The sequence below is a fragment of the Nocardia sp. genome, from assembly GCF_025465275.1.
Classification (GTDB): Bacteria; Actinomycetota; Actinomycetes; order Mycobacteriales; family Mycobacteriaceae; genus Nocardia.
Genome location: NZ_JAODNK010000069.1, coordinates 1 through 16,867, shown reverse-complemented (window position 1 = coordinate 16,867; position 16,867 = coordinate 1). Strand labels below are relative to the sequence as shown.

Below are 16,867 nucleotides of genomic sequence, written 5' to 3'. Positions count from 1 at the left end.
ATATCGCGTCGTAGACTGCTCCACCGGCGGAGGGCGCTCTGATCGAGAATTCCTCTGGTAGCGCTCTATTTCCGTGCGGTATATCCGATTTCTGTCATCCTCACCGGGAGAATGCCTTGGCATTAGTGCGTATTTCGTCGGCGCTTGCTGTTTCCGTAGCGTGTGCGATAGGAACGATTATCGGTGTTCCCGCATCGGCAGATCCACCGCAGATCGATGATTCGCTCGGTTCGCGCCTGGTCCTCGGCGCCGCCGGTCTGCCGCCGACGCAGGCATTGCTTCAGATATCGCGGCAGCTCTTCCCTGATCGGGGACCCTACGTACCGTGGACCTACCAGCTGCCACCTGCACCGATTCCACATACGCCGGCGCACGGCGTGTGCCCGAGCGGATCCGATGGCTGCATCGACGACACCATCGCCGATATGGAATCCCGTGCCGTGGTGATGAAGCGCGAATGTGACGACAATGCTCCGCTGCTCCTCAGCTATCTGCACACCACCAAGGGCGAGCGTGAAATCGCGCAAGCGCGAGGCGGGTTCATCCACCCGCTGCATGTGAACGATTGGTCGACCACCTACGCGCACCACTATTTCGATGCCATCGACAACTACTACAAGAACGGTCGGCCGGATCTGGTGCCGGAGTCGTGGAAGCAGAATTTCCGTGCTTCCGATGACCATTCGCTGACCGTGTTCGGCAATGTGGCGGCCGCCTACAATGCGCACATCACTCACGATCTCCCGATCGTGATTGCCGAAATGGGTGTCACCGCACCGGACGGCAGTTCGTACAAGCCGGACCACGAGAAGATCAACGAGCTACTCGCCGAGGCGGAACAGGGCACCGTCGAGGAGCTCGCCGTGCTCTACGGTGACGCGGACTCGGCAATGCGGGCGCCGTACGACGCCGAGCCGCTCACCGCGATCGCCTTCGGCCAGACCATCCAGATCTGGCGCGAATACGCCTGGCGCGGCGCCGAGCAGTTGCTCCTCGCCCCGACGCCCGAGGCGAAACAGGCGATCGAGCAGCAGATCGACAACCTTTCCAACCTTCTCGGCGAGGTCATCCTGCGGCTGTTCGCCCGAACCGATCCCGGGCCGCACAGGTCGCACTGCCCGGCCGCCTGAGCGGCTGTCAGGAAGTCCCGGCAATGCCTGTGCCTATTGTTTGACTCGTGAACGGACGCACGGCTGTGGCGCGGCTGCGGCGCCGATGGACTCTGCAGGCTCGGTTGCTGGTGACGATGCTGGTGATGACCGCTATCGGGCTGATCGTGTTCGGCGTGCTCGGTGTGAGTCTGCTCGGCCGGTCCGAACTGGCCCGCATCGATGCGCAGATCGACGCGGTAGCCATCGATATGTCCTCGTCGAACCGCCCGCCACCGCCGCCGCCGGATGTCTCGGATGAGGCGGATGCCGATCTGCCCTCGCCGTTCCGGGTCTTCTTCTTCGACAAAACGGGAGCTTCGACGGGGTTGATCGGTGACGGTGTCGCACCGCCCGCGCTGCCGGCGATGGATGCCGCATCGGTTCGGGCGCGGGGGAGTGAACCGTTCACCGTGCCGGACGTGGATGGGGCGGTGCAGTGGCGGGTGCGCACCAATGTCCAGGTGTCGAGCCCGTCCGAGCCGGGCGGCGGGACCGTCGCGGTCGCGATGTCGCTGGACACCTATCACGCAACTGGCCGGCAATTGCGCTCGATCGAGCTCGCGGGTGGGATCGGTGTACTCGTGGTGCTCGGAGTTGTCGCGGCCTGGATGGTCCGCGTGGGTCTGATGCCGCTGACGCGAATCGAGCACACCGCCCAGGCGATCGCCGCGGGTGATCTCGATCGCCGTGTGGCACAGACTGATTCGCATACCGAGACGGGACGGCTGGGTACGGCGTTCAATGTGATGCTGGCCCGGTTGTCCTCGACGCTGCGCCGGTTGGAGGAGTCCGAGGAGCGGATGCGATTGTTCGTCGCGGACGCTTCGCATGAGCTGCGGACGCCACTGACCTCGATTCGCGGTTATGCGGAGCTGTACCGCCACGGGGGTGCGACAACACCTGCGGAGCTGGAGCGCATGATGGGCCGCATCGAGAGCGAGGCCGTTCGCATGGGCCTGCTCGTCGACGATCTGCTGCTGCTGGCCCGGCTCGACGAGGAGCGCCCGCTGGTGCTCGCCGATGTGGATCTGTCGGCGGTAGCCGGTGATGTGGTGCAGGATGCCGTCACGCGCCAGCCCGAACGCATTGTCCGGCTGCATCTTCCGGACGGCCCGGTGCGTATCGAAGCGGATGAGTATCGACTGCGTCAGGTGCTGACCAATCTGGTGGGCAATTGCCTCACGCACACCCCGGCTACCGCTGCGATCGATGTCGCGGTCGATCGTACGACCGCGCCGACGAGTGCGGGCGTACTCGCGGAATCCGGTGGCAGCCTTGCCGATTCCGGCGAATTCGCGGTGATCGAAGTGCGGGACAACGGTCCGGGGATTCCGGTGGAGAAGGCGCCCCACATCTTCGACCGCTTCTATCGAGTTGATGAATCACGTTCCCGCGCAGGTGGTTCCGGATTGGGTCTGGCAATCGTGGCTGCCATCGTCACGGCTCACGGCGCTCGGATCCAACTGCTCGATGAGCGCGAGCGCGGGACGGTCTTCCGGGTCCATTTCGCACTCGGCGACGTCGTCTCCGGCCCGTCCGGCAGGCCCGCCTGACGGCTTCCCGCATGGTTCACAGGAAACCCCCAGCTCACTTTAAGTATGGAGAGGGTTGGTACGGGAACGATGGGCTGTATGAGGAACCGAATCCCGCAGGTACGAATTCTCGGCTGCGGGCCGCGTGAACTGCGGCCGAGCCGGAAGTGAAGCTGCGGGAGTCGCTAGGGCTGCGGGTGTCATCGGTCCCGCTGCGAATCGGCCTGGTGGTCGCGATGGTGGGGCTGGCCGCGCTGGTCCTCATGGTGTCCGGTGTGGCATTGACGTCGGCGCTGTCACGATCGCTGACGTCGCGCACCGATGAGCAGTTGTACGACGCCGCGCGCAGCTGGGCACTGCCACGGGCGATGAAACAGATTCAGACCGATGACGGTCACACCGTGTGGGTGCCGGCCGACGCCCAGCGGCCGCCGAATACAGGGCGGTTGGAGGGTGAGCAGCCGCGCCGGTACTTCGAACTGCGCAAAGGTCCTGACGGACAGGTCTATTCGCAGGTGGCCGGCGGGGACAGTTCCACGCCGGATCTGGACGGTTACACCGGAAGCACCCCGGCCACGGTCGGTTCGACAGCCGGTTCGACAACCAGATGGCGGGTCCTGACCGTCACCAACAAGAACGGCTCGACCACGATCGGGGTATCGCTGGCGGACAACCTGCAAACGGTGTCCGGCTTGATCTACTTCGAACTCGCTACCGGCGCAACGGCTTTGCTGCTGCTCGGTATCGGTGGCTATCTGGTGGTCCGCCGCAGCCTGCGGCCGCTGCGGCAGGTGGAAGAGACGGCCGCCGCCATTGCCGGAGGTGACCTGCATCGGCGCGTGCCCGTGCGGGGCGTCGATACCGAGGTCGATCATCTGGCGCGGTCGCTCAACGAGATGCTGGCCCAGATTCAGCACGGGGTGGCGGCGACCGAGGCGTCGGAGGAGGCCGCGCGGCGTTCGGAAGCCAAGATGCGCCGCTTCATTGCCGATGCCAGCCACGAATTGCGGACCCCGCTCACCACGATTCGTGGTTTCGCGGAGCTGTATCGGCAGGGCGCCAGCACCGATGCGGCGGGTGTGCTCACCAGAATCGAGAACGAGGCGTCCCGGATGGGTCTGCTGGTCGAGGATCTGCTCATGCTGGCGCGGGTCGACGCGAATCGCCCCCTGGCGCGAAAACCGGTGGATCTCTTGCTGATTGCAGGCGATACGGTGCACAACGCGCAAGCCATCGCGGCCCGGCAGAAGCCCGCTCCCGAGGGGCCGGACCGTTCGATCCGCCTGGAGGTGCTGCCGGGTGAGGGCACGTTGCAGGTGATCGGCGATGAGACCCGATTGCGTCAGGTGCTGACGAATCTGGTCGGCAATGCGCTGACCCACACTCCGGTGCAGGCGCCGATCACGGTGCGGCTCACTCCTTTTCCCGATGAGGTCCGGGTCGACGTCGTCGACGGCGGACCGGGGCTCTCGCCGGAGTCGGCGGCCCGGGTGTTCGAACGCTTCTATCGCACCGATGCCTCGCGGACCCGCGCCAGCGGCGGTACCGGACTCGGCTTGTCCATTGTGCAGGCGCTCGTTGTCGCGCACGGCGGGCAGGTGACACTCGATACCGTGCCGGGCGAGGGCGCCACCTTCACGGTGTGCCTGCCGCGCACCCTGTGACCAGGCAAGGTTGCCGCACGTTATGCCCGGATTGTGCCTATGGTGGGTTTCGTGACCGACCGATCCGCACGGGGCGAGGCCTCCGTCCTCGTAGTCGACGATGAGCCCTTCATCCTGGACCTGCTCGGTTCCGCCCTGCGCTTGAGCGGATTCGAGGTGCATTCCGCCGATAGCGGCCGCGGCGCCCTGGCCTCCGCCGCGACACATCGGCCGGACATCATCGTGCTCGACGTGATGCTGCCAGATATCGACGGATTCACCGTGGCGCAGCGACTACGTGATCGCGGCAGCGATATCCCGGTGCTGTTCCTGACCGCCCGTGATGCCGTGGCCGACCGCCTGGCCGGGCTCGCCGCCGGTGGTGACGACTACGTGACCAAACCGTTCAGCCTCGAAGAGGTGGTGCTCCGGCTGCAGGCGATCCTGCGTCGCAGCCGCGTCTCCGACGCCGAGGCCTCGGGCCATCTGCGCGTCGCCGACCTGGAACTCGATTCCGAAGCCCACGTCGTCCGGCGTGCCGGTGAATCGATCTGGCTGTCGGCCACCGAGTTCAACCTCCTGCGCTACCTCATGCTGAATGTCGGCAAGGTCGTCAGCAAACGCCAAATCCTCGATCGCGTCTGGGAAGCCGAGGAAGGACGCGGCGAACGAGTAGTCGAAACCTTCGTCAGCCAACTACGCCGCAAGATCGATGCCCAGGGCCCGCCCCTGATCCACACCGTCCGAGGGGTGGGCTACTCACTCCGCCTGTCGACCGCGTAAGCGGTCCTGCTCATTCCGCCGCCATAGGATCGCGGACGTGCTTCGCTTGATGGGCCGACTTCGTTCGACGCCATCCGCCACGAATCAAGCGGAACCAGAGGTAGTTCAATGTCCACAGCCACTCCGAATGCCACCGCTGTACCGGATACCGAGGCGATCGCTCAGCTGCAGAAGTCCTACGACGCGCACCGGACCGCGTATCTCGCACACCCGTTCCCGGATGCGCGCGAGCGCAGGGCGCATCTGTACGCCCTGGCCGACGCCCTGTTCGCCCATCGCCGCCAAATCCAGGAGGCGCTGGCCACTGATTTCGGTGCGCACCCGGCGGCGACGTCCGACGTCATCGAGATCGCCGGTGTCGCGAACCGGGCGATCGCCAATGCCAAGCACCTCAGGGGCTGGATGCGGGCCGAGAAGCGTCCGATCGATCGGCTGGCGTTCGGCACCAGCAGTGCCTCGGTCGCTTGGCAGCCCAAGGGTGTCACCGGAATCATTGTGCCGTGGAACTTCCCGTTCGATCTGTCGCTGGGTCCGCTCGCCGATATGCTCGCCGCGGGCAACCGGGTGATCATCAAGATGTCGGAGTTCACGCCGGCCTGCGGTGCGCTGGTGGCGAAGATGGTCGCCGAGACCTTCGACCCCGATCACGTCACGGTGGTCAACGGCGGCATCGAGTTGGGTCAGGCCTTCTCCGAAATTCCTTGGGATCACCTGCTTTTCACCGGCAATCCCGAAGTCGGCCGCCTGGTCGCACAGGCCGCCGGTGCGAACCTGACGCCTGTCACCCTCGAATTGGGTGGCAAGAACCCGACCATTTTTGCCGACGATATCTTCGGAGACGAGCAGGCGCTCGCGGATCACCTGCGCCGCGTGCTCGGCATCAAACTCGTCAAGAGCGGTCAGATGTGCATTTCGGTCGACCATGTTCTGGTGCCGCGCAATCGAATCGACGATTTTGTGCGGATCGCGAAGGCGACGTTCGACGGTGAGCTGAGCGATTACTCCGGCAGCGACAATGCCACCGGGATCATCAGTGAGCGCCACTTCGAACGGCAAGTGGCACTGGTGGAGGAGGCGCGCACGTCCGGTGCCGAGGTGATCCAGCTCGATGCGAAGGGCGGCACCGATACCGGCACGCGCCGCCTGCCGGTCTCGCTCGTCATCGATCCCGATCCGAAACTGCGGATGATGCAGGAGGAGATCTTCGGCCCGGTGCTGCCCGTCATCCCCTACGACTCCCTCGACGACGCGGTGGCGCAGATCCAGCGCGGCGAACGACCGCTGGGCCTGTACGTCTTCACCAACGACGATGCCCTCGCCCGGAAACTCGAGCAGGACACGGCATCCGGCGGATTCTGTGTGAATATCTGCGCCATGCAGGGCGGATTGCACACCCTCGGATTCGGTGGCAGCGGCAATAGCGGCTATGGCCGCCACCACGGCCACGACGGCTTCCGCGAATTCTCCAATCCGCGCGGCAAGGTTGTCCTCGGCCGCGGCGCCGGCGGCATAGAAGCCTTCATCCCGCCGTTCGGCCCCGCCAAGCAGAAGCAGATCGAGCAGATGTTCCTGCTGCGCCGCACACAATTGCGCATAGGGAAACTGCTGCGTCCCGGACGCCGCTAACCCGAAACCGGCTGCCCGGCTGCGGAATCAACCGCTGTGCCGGGCACCGATGAGGCACATGCCGAGACGTCAGCTCATGAGTTCGTATTTGCGCACTACCGCCTCATCGAATTCGATACCCAGGCCGGGGCGTTCGGGAAGGAAGATGTGGTTGCCGCCGTACCTGAGCCGGGTTTCCGGGGTGAGTAGAGTTTCGAAGTTGTAGATGCCCTTCTCCAAGGCGAAGTACTCGACGACCAGGGTGTTGGAGACCGCGCCGCACAGATGGGCGTGCAGGTTGTGGTGCCAGTGCGGGGCCATCTGGAGGCCGAAGGTGTCGGCGGTATGGGCGATGCGCAGCCATTCGGTGACGCCGCCGGCCACGGCCGCATCGCATTGCAGGATGGGAATGCCGGATTCGATGAGAGGGCGGAATTCCCAGCGGGTTTGATGGATTTCACCGGTGGCGATGGGGGTGCGCACGGTGCGCGACAATTCGGCATGGCCGGCGTTTGCCTCCGGGGACAGCGGCTCCTCGAACCACCACAGCGGGGTGTCGCCCGCGGCGCGCTCGAAAGCCGCTATGGCAGTGCGGGCTTCATGGACCGACCGATAGGCGTTATTGGCATCCAGGGCCAGGCGTCCGGTATCTCCGATGGCTGCGATCGCGGCCGCGACCCGGCGGGAGTCCTCGGCCACCGACAGCCCGCCCACCTTGATCTTGTGATCGGTGAACCCTTGGGAGACATTGAATTCGATCTCCCGCACCACCGCATCGGTCCACTCGCCGTCGTCCGGACGGTAGTACCCGCCGGAGGCGTAGGCAGGCAGTGCGGTGGTCGATCCGCCGAGCAGATTCACCAGCGGCAGTCCGGCCTGTTTGGCGCGCAGATCCCACAGCGCGATATCGATCGCCGAAAGCGCGCGCAGGACGGTGCCGCGGCGGCCTTCGAGCAGGGTTTCCTGATAGGCCCGGTCCCACAGTCCCACTACATCATTGGCGTCGTCGCCGATGTACACCCGCGCCAGCAGATCATCGACCGCGGACTTGGCGAGCAGCCCCGACCCGGTCCCGGCATAGGTGTACCCGACTCCGGTCGCGCCATCGGTGGTCGTGACCTCGACCAGCAGATAGTGCCGGAAATTCAAGTCGCGATTGGACATTCGGGTCGGCTTGTCGACGGGGACGCCTACCGCGCGGGTACGAATAGTGGCGATGGTCATCGATTGCTCCTGGAGATCGTGGCGGTGCGGACCGCTTGGATATTGGCGAATTCGGCGAGCCCGTACTGCCCGAGCTCGCGGCCGTAGCCGCTGGCCTTGACGCCGCCGACGGGCAGGCGGGGATCGGATTCGGAGATTCGGTTGACGAAGACCGAGCCGGCGTCGATGCCATCGGCCAGATAGTCGATGACGCCGTGGTCGCTGCCCCAGATCGAGCAGCTCAGTCCGTAAACGGAGGTCCCGGCGGCGGCCAATGCCTCCGCCGGTGAGTCGACGGGCAGGATCGCACCCAGCGGCCCGAAGGTCTCCTCGCGGAAGGCGACAGCCGAGGTATCGGGCACCTGAACCAGGGTGGGCGGGAACCAGGCCCCGGGCCGTTCATCGGGCTTGCCGCCGAACAACACCTGTGCCCCGCCGGCGATGGTCGCCTCGAACTGCCGGCGCAGCTCATCGCGCAGATCGACGCGCGCCATCGGCCCGATCTCGGTACTCGCCGACCTCGGGTCGTCGTACACCAGCTCGTCGAGCCCGCTCACCATGGCTTCGACGAATTCCGGGAAGACACGTCGCTCCACAATGATTCGCTTGGCGGCAATACAGCTCTGCCCGGCATTGAGGTAGCGCGAGCGCACCGCGGCGGCCGCGGCGGCGGGCACATCGGCATCCCGCAGCACGATGAGCGGATCGGAACCGCCCAGCTCGAGCACCGACTTTTTCACCGCGCGCCCGGCTCGCGCCGCGACCAGCGCACCGATGCGATTACTGCCGGTGAATGCGACACCCGCTATTGCCGGATCGTCGATGAGCGGCGCAACCCGGTGTGTCGGCAGCACGACGCAGCTCAGGATTCCGGCCCCGAACACCTCGTCGAACATGGACTGCACCGCCCGCGCACAGCCGGTGACATTGTCGGCGTGTTTGAGCACAATGGCATTGCCGACCGCGACAGCGGGCAGCATGGCCCGGATCACCTGCCAGAACGGGTAATTCCACGGCATGATCGCCAGAATGACGCCCAGCGGCCGCAATCGGACCGTACCGGCATCGGGCAATACGTCGACCTTTTGCGGGGCAAGCATTTCCGGCATGTGGTCCGCGTAGTACTCACAGGTCATAACGCATTTGTCGATCTCGGCGCGGGACTGCGTGATCGGCTTGCCCATTTCGGTGGTGATCAGCAGCGCGAGTTCCGCACGCCGCGTGCGCATCAGCTCGGCGAGGGCGCGAAAACCCATGACACGCTGGGTGACCGGGATATCGGCGTGATTGCGGACCGCTATCTGCGCCCGGCGCAGCAGCTGGCCCACCTCGCGATCGCTGCTGAACCGGTAGGTGGCGAGCGTCTTTCCGTTCCGGGGGTCGGCGGTGGTGATCACAACAGCACCTCCGCCGGGGCGGTGATACGAGCGCGGAGCCAGTCCTGGAACCGGCGGCCGATGATCACTGGATCCTCCAGCAGCTTGGGCACATTCGTCGCATTGCCGACTTCGATATGGGTGTGCACCAGCACTGGACCAGGTAGCTCCAGCGCGGTGATGAGCGCGGCCCGCAGTTCGAGGGGATCGGCGGCGCGGTGCACGGTCCACCCGGTGGCCTCCGCGACCAGTCCGAGGTCGATGGTGTCGGCATAGGTCGGCAGGTTCGCCGTCGCGCCGTAGACGGCATTGTCCAGCAGCACCGTCACGAGCTTGTCCGGGCGCAGAAATCCGCCGGTGGGAAGCACATTGGGGTTCATGAGCAGCGACCCGTCACCCTCGATGGCGACCACTTTCGGCACCGGGGTCTCCGCAATGCCCAGGGCGATTCCGGTGGCGGCGGAGATGGCCAGCCCCATGGAATCGAGCAGATACAGATGATTCGGCCGGTCGGCCACCGCGGCGAGTTCCCGGCTGGAGGCCGCGCAGGTGACGACCACCGGCACCTCGGCCGTACAGTCGGCGATCACCCGGAGCGCTTCGATACGCAGCACGGTCAGGCCGCCTTTCCGTCGGTATTCCAGAAGTGGGTCAGCACGACGACCGGCCGGAAGGTCATGCGCGCGTGCACACCCGCCTCGGTCACAACCGCCTCCCAGTCGGATGCCGAACTGCGCCGGTCGATTTCGAAGACCGGCAGCCCCAGCTGGCGCAGCAGTCCGGGCGCGTACTGGCTGAAGGTATGGATCATCGAGTTGTATTCGCCGAGCCCGCCGCGGGTATTGGCCACGATCAACAGCGGCAGATGATAGGCGATATTGAACGTGGTGAGCGCGGTCAGCGCATTGCCGAATCCGTTGTCCTGCATGACGATCGCGCCGAGCTTCCCGGTCAGCGGCAGCGCGCCGAGTACTCCGGCGGCTTCCTCCTCCCGGGAGAGCGGGAAGACGGTCCGCGAGCGGCCGTCCGCACCGCCGCTGGATTCCACGAGGGCGGAGATGACGGGCGCGACGCTCACGGACGGGACGTATCCGACCAGATCGACCTCCGCCGACCAGATGCCCCGGGCGATCGACGCCGCATACGAAGTTGGGTCCACAGCATGTCCTTTCACCGGACCTGACTGCCGAGTGATGGTTCACTAGACCACTGCAACATACTAATGATGATGAGTAGCATGCAACTGTTTCCCAGCAACGATTCAAAAAGGTGACACGGGAGTGGCCTAGGGGTGAGCTATTCGCCTTCGAGCGCGGAAACCGCCACCCAGCGCCGCCATTCGGCGACCAGGCCGCGCTCATTGCCGGTGCTGTGCGCGACCAGCAGATCGCCGGAGCGCACCAGATGCCGACGCATGGCACGCTCGGCCGCCACCCCGTCGCGGGCGAGGAGGGCGTCGAGGATCTCCTTGTGATCGTGCAGTGCCACCTCGACCGGCTGATACTGCGGCACGCTGTGCCGCCCGTCCAGGCTCAGCGTCTGGCGCAGTTCGCGAACGGCCTTGACCAGCCGCTGATTTCCGCTGGCCTGCAGAATCAGATCGTGCAGTCGCTCATCGGCGGCGAAGTACTCGGCGCCACCGTCGGCCAGCTGCTCCATGATTCGGTACTCGGCGAGCATGGCCGTGTCGTCACGACTGGTCATCACCGCAGCGGCACTGCGGCAGGCGGGCGGCTCCAGCAGTATGCGCATGCTGCACAGGTCGACTATGCCGCGCCCGTCCTGGCCCACCACGCGCGCGCCGCGATTGCGCTCGATCCGTACCAGGCCCAGATCGGCCAGCTTCAACAGCGCCTCGCGGACGGGAGTGCGTGAGGCGCCGAACATTTCGCCGAGCTCGCGGGAGGAATAGAGCACGCCGCGTTCCAGCCGTCCCTGCCGGATCGCATCGCGAATATCTTCGGCGATTCGCTCGGACTTGCTGTCTGCTGGCACATCCTGCGACACGAGACCTCTTCAGGGGGAACCGGGGCGAACAACGGCGATTCGCCCGCGGCAGGTTGCCACGGGCGATTGCCCAGCCTAATCGTTGACGGCGCGAACGCCTACGTGCCCACGCCGGAGGCGGGTTCGGGCCCGGCCACCACCACCGGTGCCCGCCGCACCCGGGCGGCGAGCCCGGCCAGTACCGCGAAAGCGGCGATATTGGCGAAGATCATGACGCCCATCGACAGTGAGGTGTCACCGTGTGAGGCGTCCTGAATCCAGCCGAAGGCGTACGGGCTGACAAATCCGGCCGCATTGCCGAGCGAATTGATCAGGGCAATGCCGCTGGCCGCACCGACTCCCGCGAGGTAGCCGGTCGGCACCGACCAGAACAGTGGTTTCGCGGTCTGAGCCGCCATGGTGGCCACCGTGATGGCGGCGAAAGCGATTGCTGCCGTCTGGAGTTCGACTGCCGTCAGCAGGAAGGCGGCCACCGATACGGCGAGGGCGATCAGTACCGGCCGGGACGACCCCTCGCCCCGGACCCTGCGGCCGGTGACGTACATACAGATCGCGGCCAGCAGGAACGGTACGGCCGAGAGCCAGCCCACCTGAAAGCTACTGAGCCCGTGTCCGGCCTGCTTGATCACCGACGGCATCCAGTAGGTGAGCGGATACGCCCCGCACAAGAGCAGGAAGTAGGCCGCGCACAAGGCGATCACCCGCTTGTCCCGCAGTGCGGCGCGGTGCCCGGCGGGCGCGGCGGTGGCGCGTTCCGCGTCCTCGGCCTCCAGAATCCTGGCGAGCGCGGCCTTTTCGCCGTCGCTCAGCCAGCGCGCCACAGCGGGCGTTTCGGTGAGCGCGAAGAAGAACACCACACCCAGCACGATCGCGGGCACACCGCCGACCACGAAGACCCAGCGCCACCCCGACAGGCCGAGCGTGCCGTCGAAGGTATCCAGAATCCAGCCGTTGAGCGGACCGCCGATCACGCTCGCCACCGGAATGGCCACCATCACCGTCGAAATCACCCGGGTGCGTTCGGAATTGGGGTACCACCGGCTGAGATAGACGATGATGCCGGGAAAGAACCCGGCCTCCGCCACCCCGAGCAGGAACCGCAGTACGCACACCGTCGCGAGGTTCGGTGCGAAGGCGGTCGCCGCGGCGATCAGCCCCCAGGTCACCAGGATTCGGCTCAGCCACATCCGCGCCCCGACCTTGGTCATGACGATATTGCTGGGCACCTCGGCCATGATGTACCCGACGAAGAAGATGCCTGCGACGAATCCGTACTGGGTGGCGCTGAGCCCGAAGGCCTTGTCCATTCCGAACTTGGCGAACCCGATATTGATGCGATCGATATAGCTGACGATGTAGCCGACCATCAGCAGTGGGACCAGTCGTACCGTCACCTTCCGCAGGGCACTGGCCCGCAGTAGTAAATCCTCGGACCGAGGACCGACATTGTCCATTTTTCCTCCACATGGACCCAGACGGCACACCACCCATTGTTGTGGCATGCCCTATAGCGTGAGTAGCATGCTACTCACGCTGTGACGGGGACCACAAGGGGGAAATTCATCGGCTCAGCGGGGGAGTGTCCACACCAGGGCCATGGTGAACGGATGCCCGCGCAGCTCCGCCCATTTGGGTTTCGCCGCAAGCCAGGCATCGTCCACCAGCGCCTCGGCGGCCTGGGTGAGTTGCCAGCCCGCAGCTACGCCTGCCGTGACGTGCTCGCTGAACAGGTGCAGGTGGGTGCTGATGGCCAGCGGCTCACCGGATTCGGCGGTGTAGTGGGTGGGCATGCCGGTCACCATCATGAACTGCGGGTGATAGCTGACCAGGACGAAGGTGGCGCCGGGTACGGCCAGCCGGCGTGCCTCGGCATAGAACGGTGTCAGGTCGGGCAGGTGCTCGTCGATCAGCGAGGAGATGACGAGAGCGTATGCACCGCTTGCCAATCCACTGTCACGGACATCGCCCTGGGTGAGTGTCGTGTGCGCTCCGCGGGTACGGGCGCGCGCCAGCATGCCGGCGCTCAGATCCACTCCGTCGATATGCGTGACACCCCGCGAACGCAACCAGGCTCCGGTGCGTCCGGTGCCGCACCCGAGGTCGGCGGTGCGGCGCACCTCGCTCCAGCCCAGTCGCACCCGATCCAGCAGTGCGAGATCCATTTCGTCCATGACGGTCTGCTCGTAGGTGGCGGCCCACCCGTCGTATCCGGTGGGGACATCGACGGTGCGGTAATTACGGCGATCGAAGTCGGCGAAGCTCGGCATGCGGGGGAGTATCGCGTGCGAACGAGGGTCCCGGCCAGCCATTTTCCCGATGCTGGTCCCGTATTTCAATCAATGATTGAAATACTGATTGAGACGTGATTCACTGCTGACATGGTCGAGAAGGTCGGTGCGGGAACCCGGGAGCGATTGCTCGCCGCCGCCGAGCGAATGCTGTTGGTCGAGCCGTACGACGAGGTATCGGTACGCGGTATCTGCGCGGCGGCCGGGGCGAATCCGGCTGCGGTGCACTATCACTTCGGGTCGAAGGAAGCCTTGGTCGGCGCGCTCATCGAGGATCGGCTGGGTCCGCTGTGGGTCAGCGGATTGGCGGACGCGACCGCGGGCCGGGATTCGGTGCCCGCGGTGGTCGACGCGATTCTGGGGCCGTTCGTCGAGCTGGTCGCGGATCCCTTGGGCCGCATGCACGTTCGGCTTCTTGCGCGCTTCGTTCTCAGCAGGCAGTTGACGTCCTGGCAGGGACCGTGGTTCCGGATGGACACCTGGGCCGCGCTGCTGCCGGAGCTGAGTGCCAGCGAGAGCCGCCGCCGGTGGTCCCTGGCCTTCGACCTGATCATTATGCGTTTCGGCAGCCCCGAGATCGACGAGCACGGAATATCCGAGCGGGCCCTGGCGACACTGCGGGATTTTGTGGTGGCCGGGCTGACCGCGCCGGTAGGAGAACGAGCATGAACGAGATATTCGCACCGGCCACACTGGGGCCGGTCACCTTGCGCAACAGGGTGATCAAGGCCGCGACCTTCGAAGGCCGCACGCCCGATGCCCTGGTGACCGATGAGCTGATCGACTTCCACCGGGAGGTCGCCGCCGGCGGCGTGGGCATGTCCACGGTGGCCTACTGCGCCGTGGCCCCGGGTGGTCGCACCGATCGGCATCAGATCTGGATGCGCCCGGAAGCCGTTGCGGGACTGCGGAAGCTGACCGATGCGGTACACGCCGAGGGTGCCGCGGTCAGCGCGCAGATCGGTCATGCCGGGCCGGTGGCCAATGCGGCGTCCAATCGGGTGCCGGCGCTCGCGCCCAGCGCCCTGTTCAGCCCGCTGAGCATGAGTGCCATGAAAGTTCCCGATGAGCACGAGATCAAGGAACTGGTGGGCGCGCACGCGAACGCCGCACGGCTGGCGGTGGAGGCCGGATTCGACGCGGTGGAAATCCACTTCGGGCACAACTATCTGGTGAGCTCGTTCCTGAGCCCGCTGCTCAACCGGCGCAAGGACCGATACGGCGGTTCGACCGCCAACCGTGCCCGTATGGCCCGGGAAATCGCCTGTGCGGTAAGGGAAGCCGTCGGCGGCAAGATCGCGGTGACCGCCAAGCTCAATATGGAGGACGGCCGCCGCGGCGGGCTCACCGTCCCGGAATCGCTCCAGGTGGCCGCCTGGCTGGAGGCCGACGGCGCGCTGGACGCACTGGAATTGACCGCAGGCAGCTCACTGCTCAATCCCATGCTGCTGTTCCATGGCGATGTGCCCCGGCGCTCCTTCGCGAATGCCCTTCCGGGCCCGGCCCGCTGGGGCTTCAAGGTGGCCGGTCGTGCCTTTCTGAAGGAGTACCCGTACCGAGAGGCGTTTCTGCTGGAGCGGGCTCGCCAGTTCCGCCGGGAATTGTCCATGCCGCTGATCCTGCTGGGCGGCATTACGAATATGGACACCATGCGCACCGCCATGGCGGAGGGCTTCGACTTCGTCGCCATGGGCCGTGCCCTGCTGCGCGAACCGAACCTGTTGCACCGCATCCGATCCGATGAGAGCACCCGATCGGTGTGCGTGCACTGCAATGAGTGCATGCCCACCATCTATACCGGAACTCGCTGTATCTACCGCCCGGACCGGACCCGCGAGCCGATCGAGCTCACGCTCGACCGCCGCTACTGAACTGTCACCGCGACAAGGGGAGTGGTGGTCGGCTGGTCGGAGCCACCCGCCGGTTCGACCGAGAGCGCGATGCCCTGAGCATGATCGAGCCGCAGGAGCATGGGAGCGCGATCGGTCGGCAGACTGGCGACAATGCCGGCCGACTTCGGTTGCTCGCCCGGCGGCAGCAGCCAGAGCTGATAGGTATGATCAGCCGGAGCCGCTGGAACTGCCGCGAAAGATACTGTGGCGGCATCCAATTCGCGTGAGGCATTGACGGTGACGGTACCGCCGCCGGTGAGTGCTTCGGTCGCGGCGCGGGTATCGGAGTGGGTGAGCACCTGCGAGGCGGTGATCGCGCCGGAATCGGTGGAGCCGCTGCGATGCACGGCAATGGTCGTGCCGAGCGCGATCGCGACGATCACCGCGGCGGCGGCCGCGATCCAGCGCAGTGTCACGGCCCGGCGTGCCCGCAAGGGCGTGACCTGCGTTGCACCGGAACCGGATTCGGCGATCTGCCGTTCGAGCGCGCGTTGCAGGGCCGCCTCGAGTTCGGGCGGTGCGGGCCGGGCATCGACGACCGTCATGGATGCCATGGCCTCACGGATATCCCGGACCGTGGTCCGGAATTCGGCCGCGACCTCGTCGTCGGCGCGACTGAGCCGCTCCTCGACCTCCTTGCGCTCGGTGTCCGCGAGCGCGTCGAGGGCGTAGGGAATTGCCAGCTCGAGCAGGTCGGCGTGCTGGTTCTCAGACATCGGTCACCGCTCCCGTCAAACAGTTCTGCAGCCGTTTGAGGCCGTCGCGAATTCGCGTCTTGACGGTCGACAGGGGGATGCCGAGATGCTCGGCGACCTGGGGGTAGGTGCGCCCGCCGTAGTAGGCGAGCGCGAGCGTCTCGCGCTGGGTGTTGGTCAGGGTGCCGAGGCAATCGACCACGGCGCGCTCATCCGAGCGCTGACCGACCGCCTCCGCGACGACATCGTGGTCGCGGCCGAGCTCCCGATGGCCGTACGCGATATCGCGTGTGTAGGAGCGGGTTTCGACCCGCACACGATCGACGGCGCGCCGATGGGTGAGCATCATCAACCATCCGATCGGGCTCGCCAGCCGCTCGTCGTATTGCGCCGCGGCATTCCAGACGTAGAGGTAGACCTCCTGGGTGATCTCCTCCGCCGCGTTCTCCCGGCGCAGGACGCGTAGCGCCAAGCCGAAAACACGGTCGTGGGTCGATCGATAGAACTGGGTGAAGGCGTCACGGTCGCCCGCTGCGATACCGGCGAGCAGTTCGGCCAGCCGTGATGCGACGTCCGGCCCGGCCGCGGGTCTGGTTACCGGACAGGCCGGTCCCGACTCGCGCTCGGCATCGTCGGTATGCACCGACTCGAAGCGCTGGTGGTCCGCCATTCGTGCGAGCCTAGTGTGATCG

At 65.9% G+C, this 16,867-nt stretch carries 16 protein-coding genes; 7 read left to right on the top strand and 9 right to left on the bottom strand.

The annotated features are described in order from the left end of the window. Positions 1-125 precede the first annotated feature (125 nt). The 5 genes from JWN03_RS15235 (at position 126) to JWN03_RS15215 (ending at position 6,735) form a co-directional block, all read left to right on the top strand. On the top strand, positions 126-1,130 hold the full coding sequence (locus JWN03_RS15235) for a DUF5995 family protein (RefSeq protein WP_297614972.1): 1,005 nt from the start codon (positions 126-128) through the stop codon (positions 1,128-1,130). Positions 1,131-1,177: 47 nt separating this feature from the next. After that, on the top strand, positions 1,178-2,704 hold the full coding sequence (locus JWN03_RS15230; protein WP_297614918.1) for a sensor histidine kinase: 1,527 nt from the start codon (positions 1,178-1,180) through the stop codon (positions 2,702-2,704). 146 nt (positions 2,705-2,850) lie between these two features. Further along, entirely contained in the window at positions 2,851-4,347 is a 1,497-nt protein-coding gene (locus JWN03_RS15225; RefSeq protein ID WP_297614916.1) for a sensor histidine kinase, read from the top strand. A 39-nt stretch (positions 4,348-4,386) separates the two neighbouring features. Further along, the gene (locus JWN03_RS15220) at positions 4,387-5,109 is read left to right on the top strand and encodes a response regulator transcription factor (protein WP_297614914.1); all 723 of its coding nucleotides are present in this window, start codon (positions 4,387-4,389) and stop codon (positions 5,107-5,109) included. Positions 5,110-5,217: 108 nt separating this feature from the next. Continuing rightward, entirely contained in the window at positions 5,218-6,735 is a 1,518-nt protein-coding gene (locus JWN03_RS15215) for an aldehyde dehydrogenase family protein (protein ID WP_297614912.1), read from the top strand. Positions 6,736-6,804: 69 nt separating this feature from the next. Here JWN03_RS15215 and JWN03_RS15210 read toward each other — a convergent pair whose 3' ends face one another. The 7 genes from JWN03_RS15210 to JWN03_RS15180 form a co-directional block, all read right to left on the bottom strand. Next, positions 6,805-7,938: a mandelate racemase/muconate lactonizing enzyme family protein gene (locus tag JWN03_RS15210; protein WP_297614910.1), complete on the bottom strand. Its 1,134-nt coding sequence runs from the start codon at positions 7,936-7,938 to the stop codon at positions 6,805-6,807. Continuing rightward, the gene (locus JWN03_RS15205) at positions 7,935-9,314 is read right to left on the bottom strand and encodes an aldehyde dehydrogenase family protein (protein WP_297614908.1); all 1,380 of its coding nucleotides are present in this window, start codon (positions 9,312-9,314) and stop codon (positions 7,935-7,937) included. Before JWN03_RS15205 ends, JWN03_RS15210 begins: the two co-directional genes overlap by 4 nt. Further along, positions 9,311-9,907 (bottom strand): thiamine pyrophosphate-dependent enzyme, encoded by a 597-nt coding sequence (locus JWN03_RS15200; protein ID WP_297614906.1) that lies wholly within the window; start codon positions 9,905-9,907, stop codon positions 9,311-9,313. Before JWN03_RS15200 ends, JWN03_RS15205 begins: the two co-directional genes overlap by 4 nt. A gap of 2 nt (positions 9,908-9,909) precedes the next feature. Then, the gene (locus JWN03_RS15195; RefSeq protein ID WP_297614904.1) at positions 9,910-10,452 is read right to left on the bottom strand and encodes a thiamine pyrophosphate-binding protein; all 543 of its coding nucleotides are present in this window, start codon (positions 10,450-10,452) and stop codon (positions 9,910-9,912) included. Positions 10,453-10,589: 137 nt separating this feature from the next. Next, entirely contained in the window at positions 10,590-11,300 is a 711-nt protein-coding gene (locus tag JWN03_RS15190; RefSeq protein ID WP_297614902.1) for a GntR family transcriptional regulator, read from the bottom strand. 98 nt (positions 11,301-11,398) lie between these two features. Further along, positions 11,399-12,694 (bottom strand): MFS transporter, encoded by a 1,296-nt coding sequence (locus JWN03_RS15185; protein WP_297614900.1) that lies wholly within the window; start codon positions 12,692-12,694, stop codon positions 11,399-11,401. Positions 12,695-12,868: 174 nt separating this feature from the next. Then, positions 12,869-13,567 (bottom strand): class I SAM-dependent DNA methyltransferase, encoded by a 699-nt coding sequence (locus JWN03_RS15180; RefSeq protein WP_297614898.1) that lies wholly within the window; start codon positions 13,565-13,567, stop codon positions 12,869-12,871. A 111-nt stretch (positions 13,568-13,678) separates the two neighbouring features. On the opposite strand from JWN03_RS15180, the gene JWN03_RS15175 reads away from it, so the two are divergent. Together JWN03_RS15175 and JWN03_RS15170 are read left to right on the top strand one after the other, a co-directional pair. Further along, positions 13,679-14,257, top strand: a complete 579-nt coding sequence (locus JWN03_RS15175) for a TetR/AcrR family transcriptional regulator (RefSeq protein WP_297614897.1) — start codon at positions 13,679-13,681, stop codon at positions 14,255-14,257. Continuing rightward, positions 14,254-15,459 carry an NADH:flavin oxidoreductase gene (locus JWN03_RS15170; RefSeq protein WP_297614895.1) on the top strand — a complete coding sequence of 402 codons (1,206 nt, stop codon included), beginning with the start codon at positions 14,254-14,256 and terminating at the stop codon, positions 15,457-15,459. The genes JWN03_RS15175 and JWN03_RS15170 overlap by 4 nt, the downstream gene beginning before the upstream one ends. On the opposite strand, the gene JWN03_RS15165 is transcribed toward JWN03_RS15170, so the two are convergent. After that, on the bottom strand, positions 15,453-16,196 hold the full coding sequence (locus JWN03_RS15165) for an anti-sigma factor (RefSeq protein WP_297614893.1): 744 nt from the start codon (positions 16,194-16,196) through the stop codon (positions 15,453-15,455). The two genes, JWN03_RS15170 and JWN03_RS15165, sit on opposite strands and share 7 nt — an antisense overlap. Beyond that, positions 16,189-16,845 carry an ECF RNA polymerase sigma factor SigK gene (gene sigK / locus JWN03_RS15160; RefSeq protein WP_297614891.1) on the bottom strand — a complete coding sequence of 219 codons (657 nt, stop codon included), beginning with the start codon at positions 16,843-16,845 and terminating at the stop codon, positions 16,189-16,191. Before sigK ends, JWN03_RS15165 begins: the two co-directional genes overlap by 8 nt. Positions 16,846-16,867: the final 22 nt, after the last annotated feature.

What these genes read in the sequence shown, in the direction of transcription:
- JWN03_RS15165 (WP_297614893.1), bottom strand. Translation starts at nt 16,196, where the DNA reads ATGTCTGAGAACCAGCACGCCGACCTGCTCGAGCTGGCAATTCCCTAC.
- JWN03_RS15215 (WP_297614912.1), top strand. Translation starts at nt 5,218, where the DNA reads ATGTCCACAGCCACTCCGAATGCCACCGCTGTACCGGATACCGAGGCG.
- JWN03_RS15220 (WP_297614914.1), top strand. Translation starts at nt 4,387, where the DNA reads ATGGTGGGTTTCGTGACCGACCGATCCGCACGGGGCGAGGCCTCCGTC.
- JWN03_RS15210 (WP_297614910.1), bottom strand. Translation starts at nt 7,938, where the DNA reads ATGACCATCGCCACTATTCGTACCCGCGCGGTAGGCGTCCCCGTCGAC.
- JWN03_RS15180 (WP_297614898.1), bottom strand. Translation starts at nt 13,567, where the DNA reads ATGCCGAGCTTCGCCGACTTCGATCGCCGTAATTACCGCACCGTCGAT.
- JWN03_RS15175 (WP_297614897.1), top strand. Translation starts at nt 13,679, where the DNA reads ATGGTCGAGAAGGTCGGTGCGGGAACCCGGGAGCGATTGCTCGCCGCC.
- sigK (WP_297614891.1), bottom strand. Translation starts at nt 16,845, where the DNA reads ATGGCGGACCACCAGCGCTTCGAGTCGGTGCATACCGACGATGCCGAG.
- JWN03_RS15170 (WP_297614895.1), top strand. Translation starts at nt 14,254, where the DNA reads ATGAACGAGATATTCGCACCGGCCACACTGGGGCCGGTCACCTTGCGC.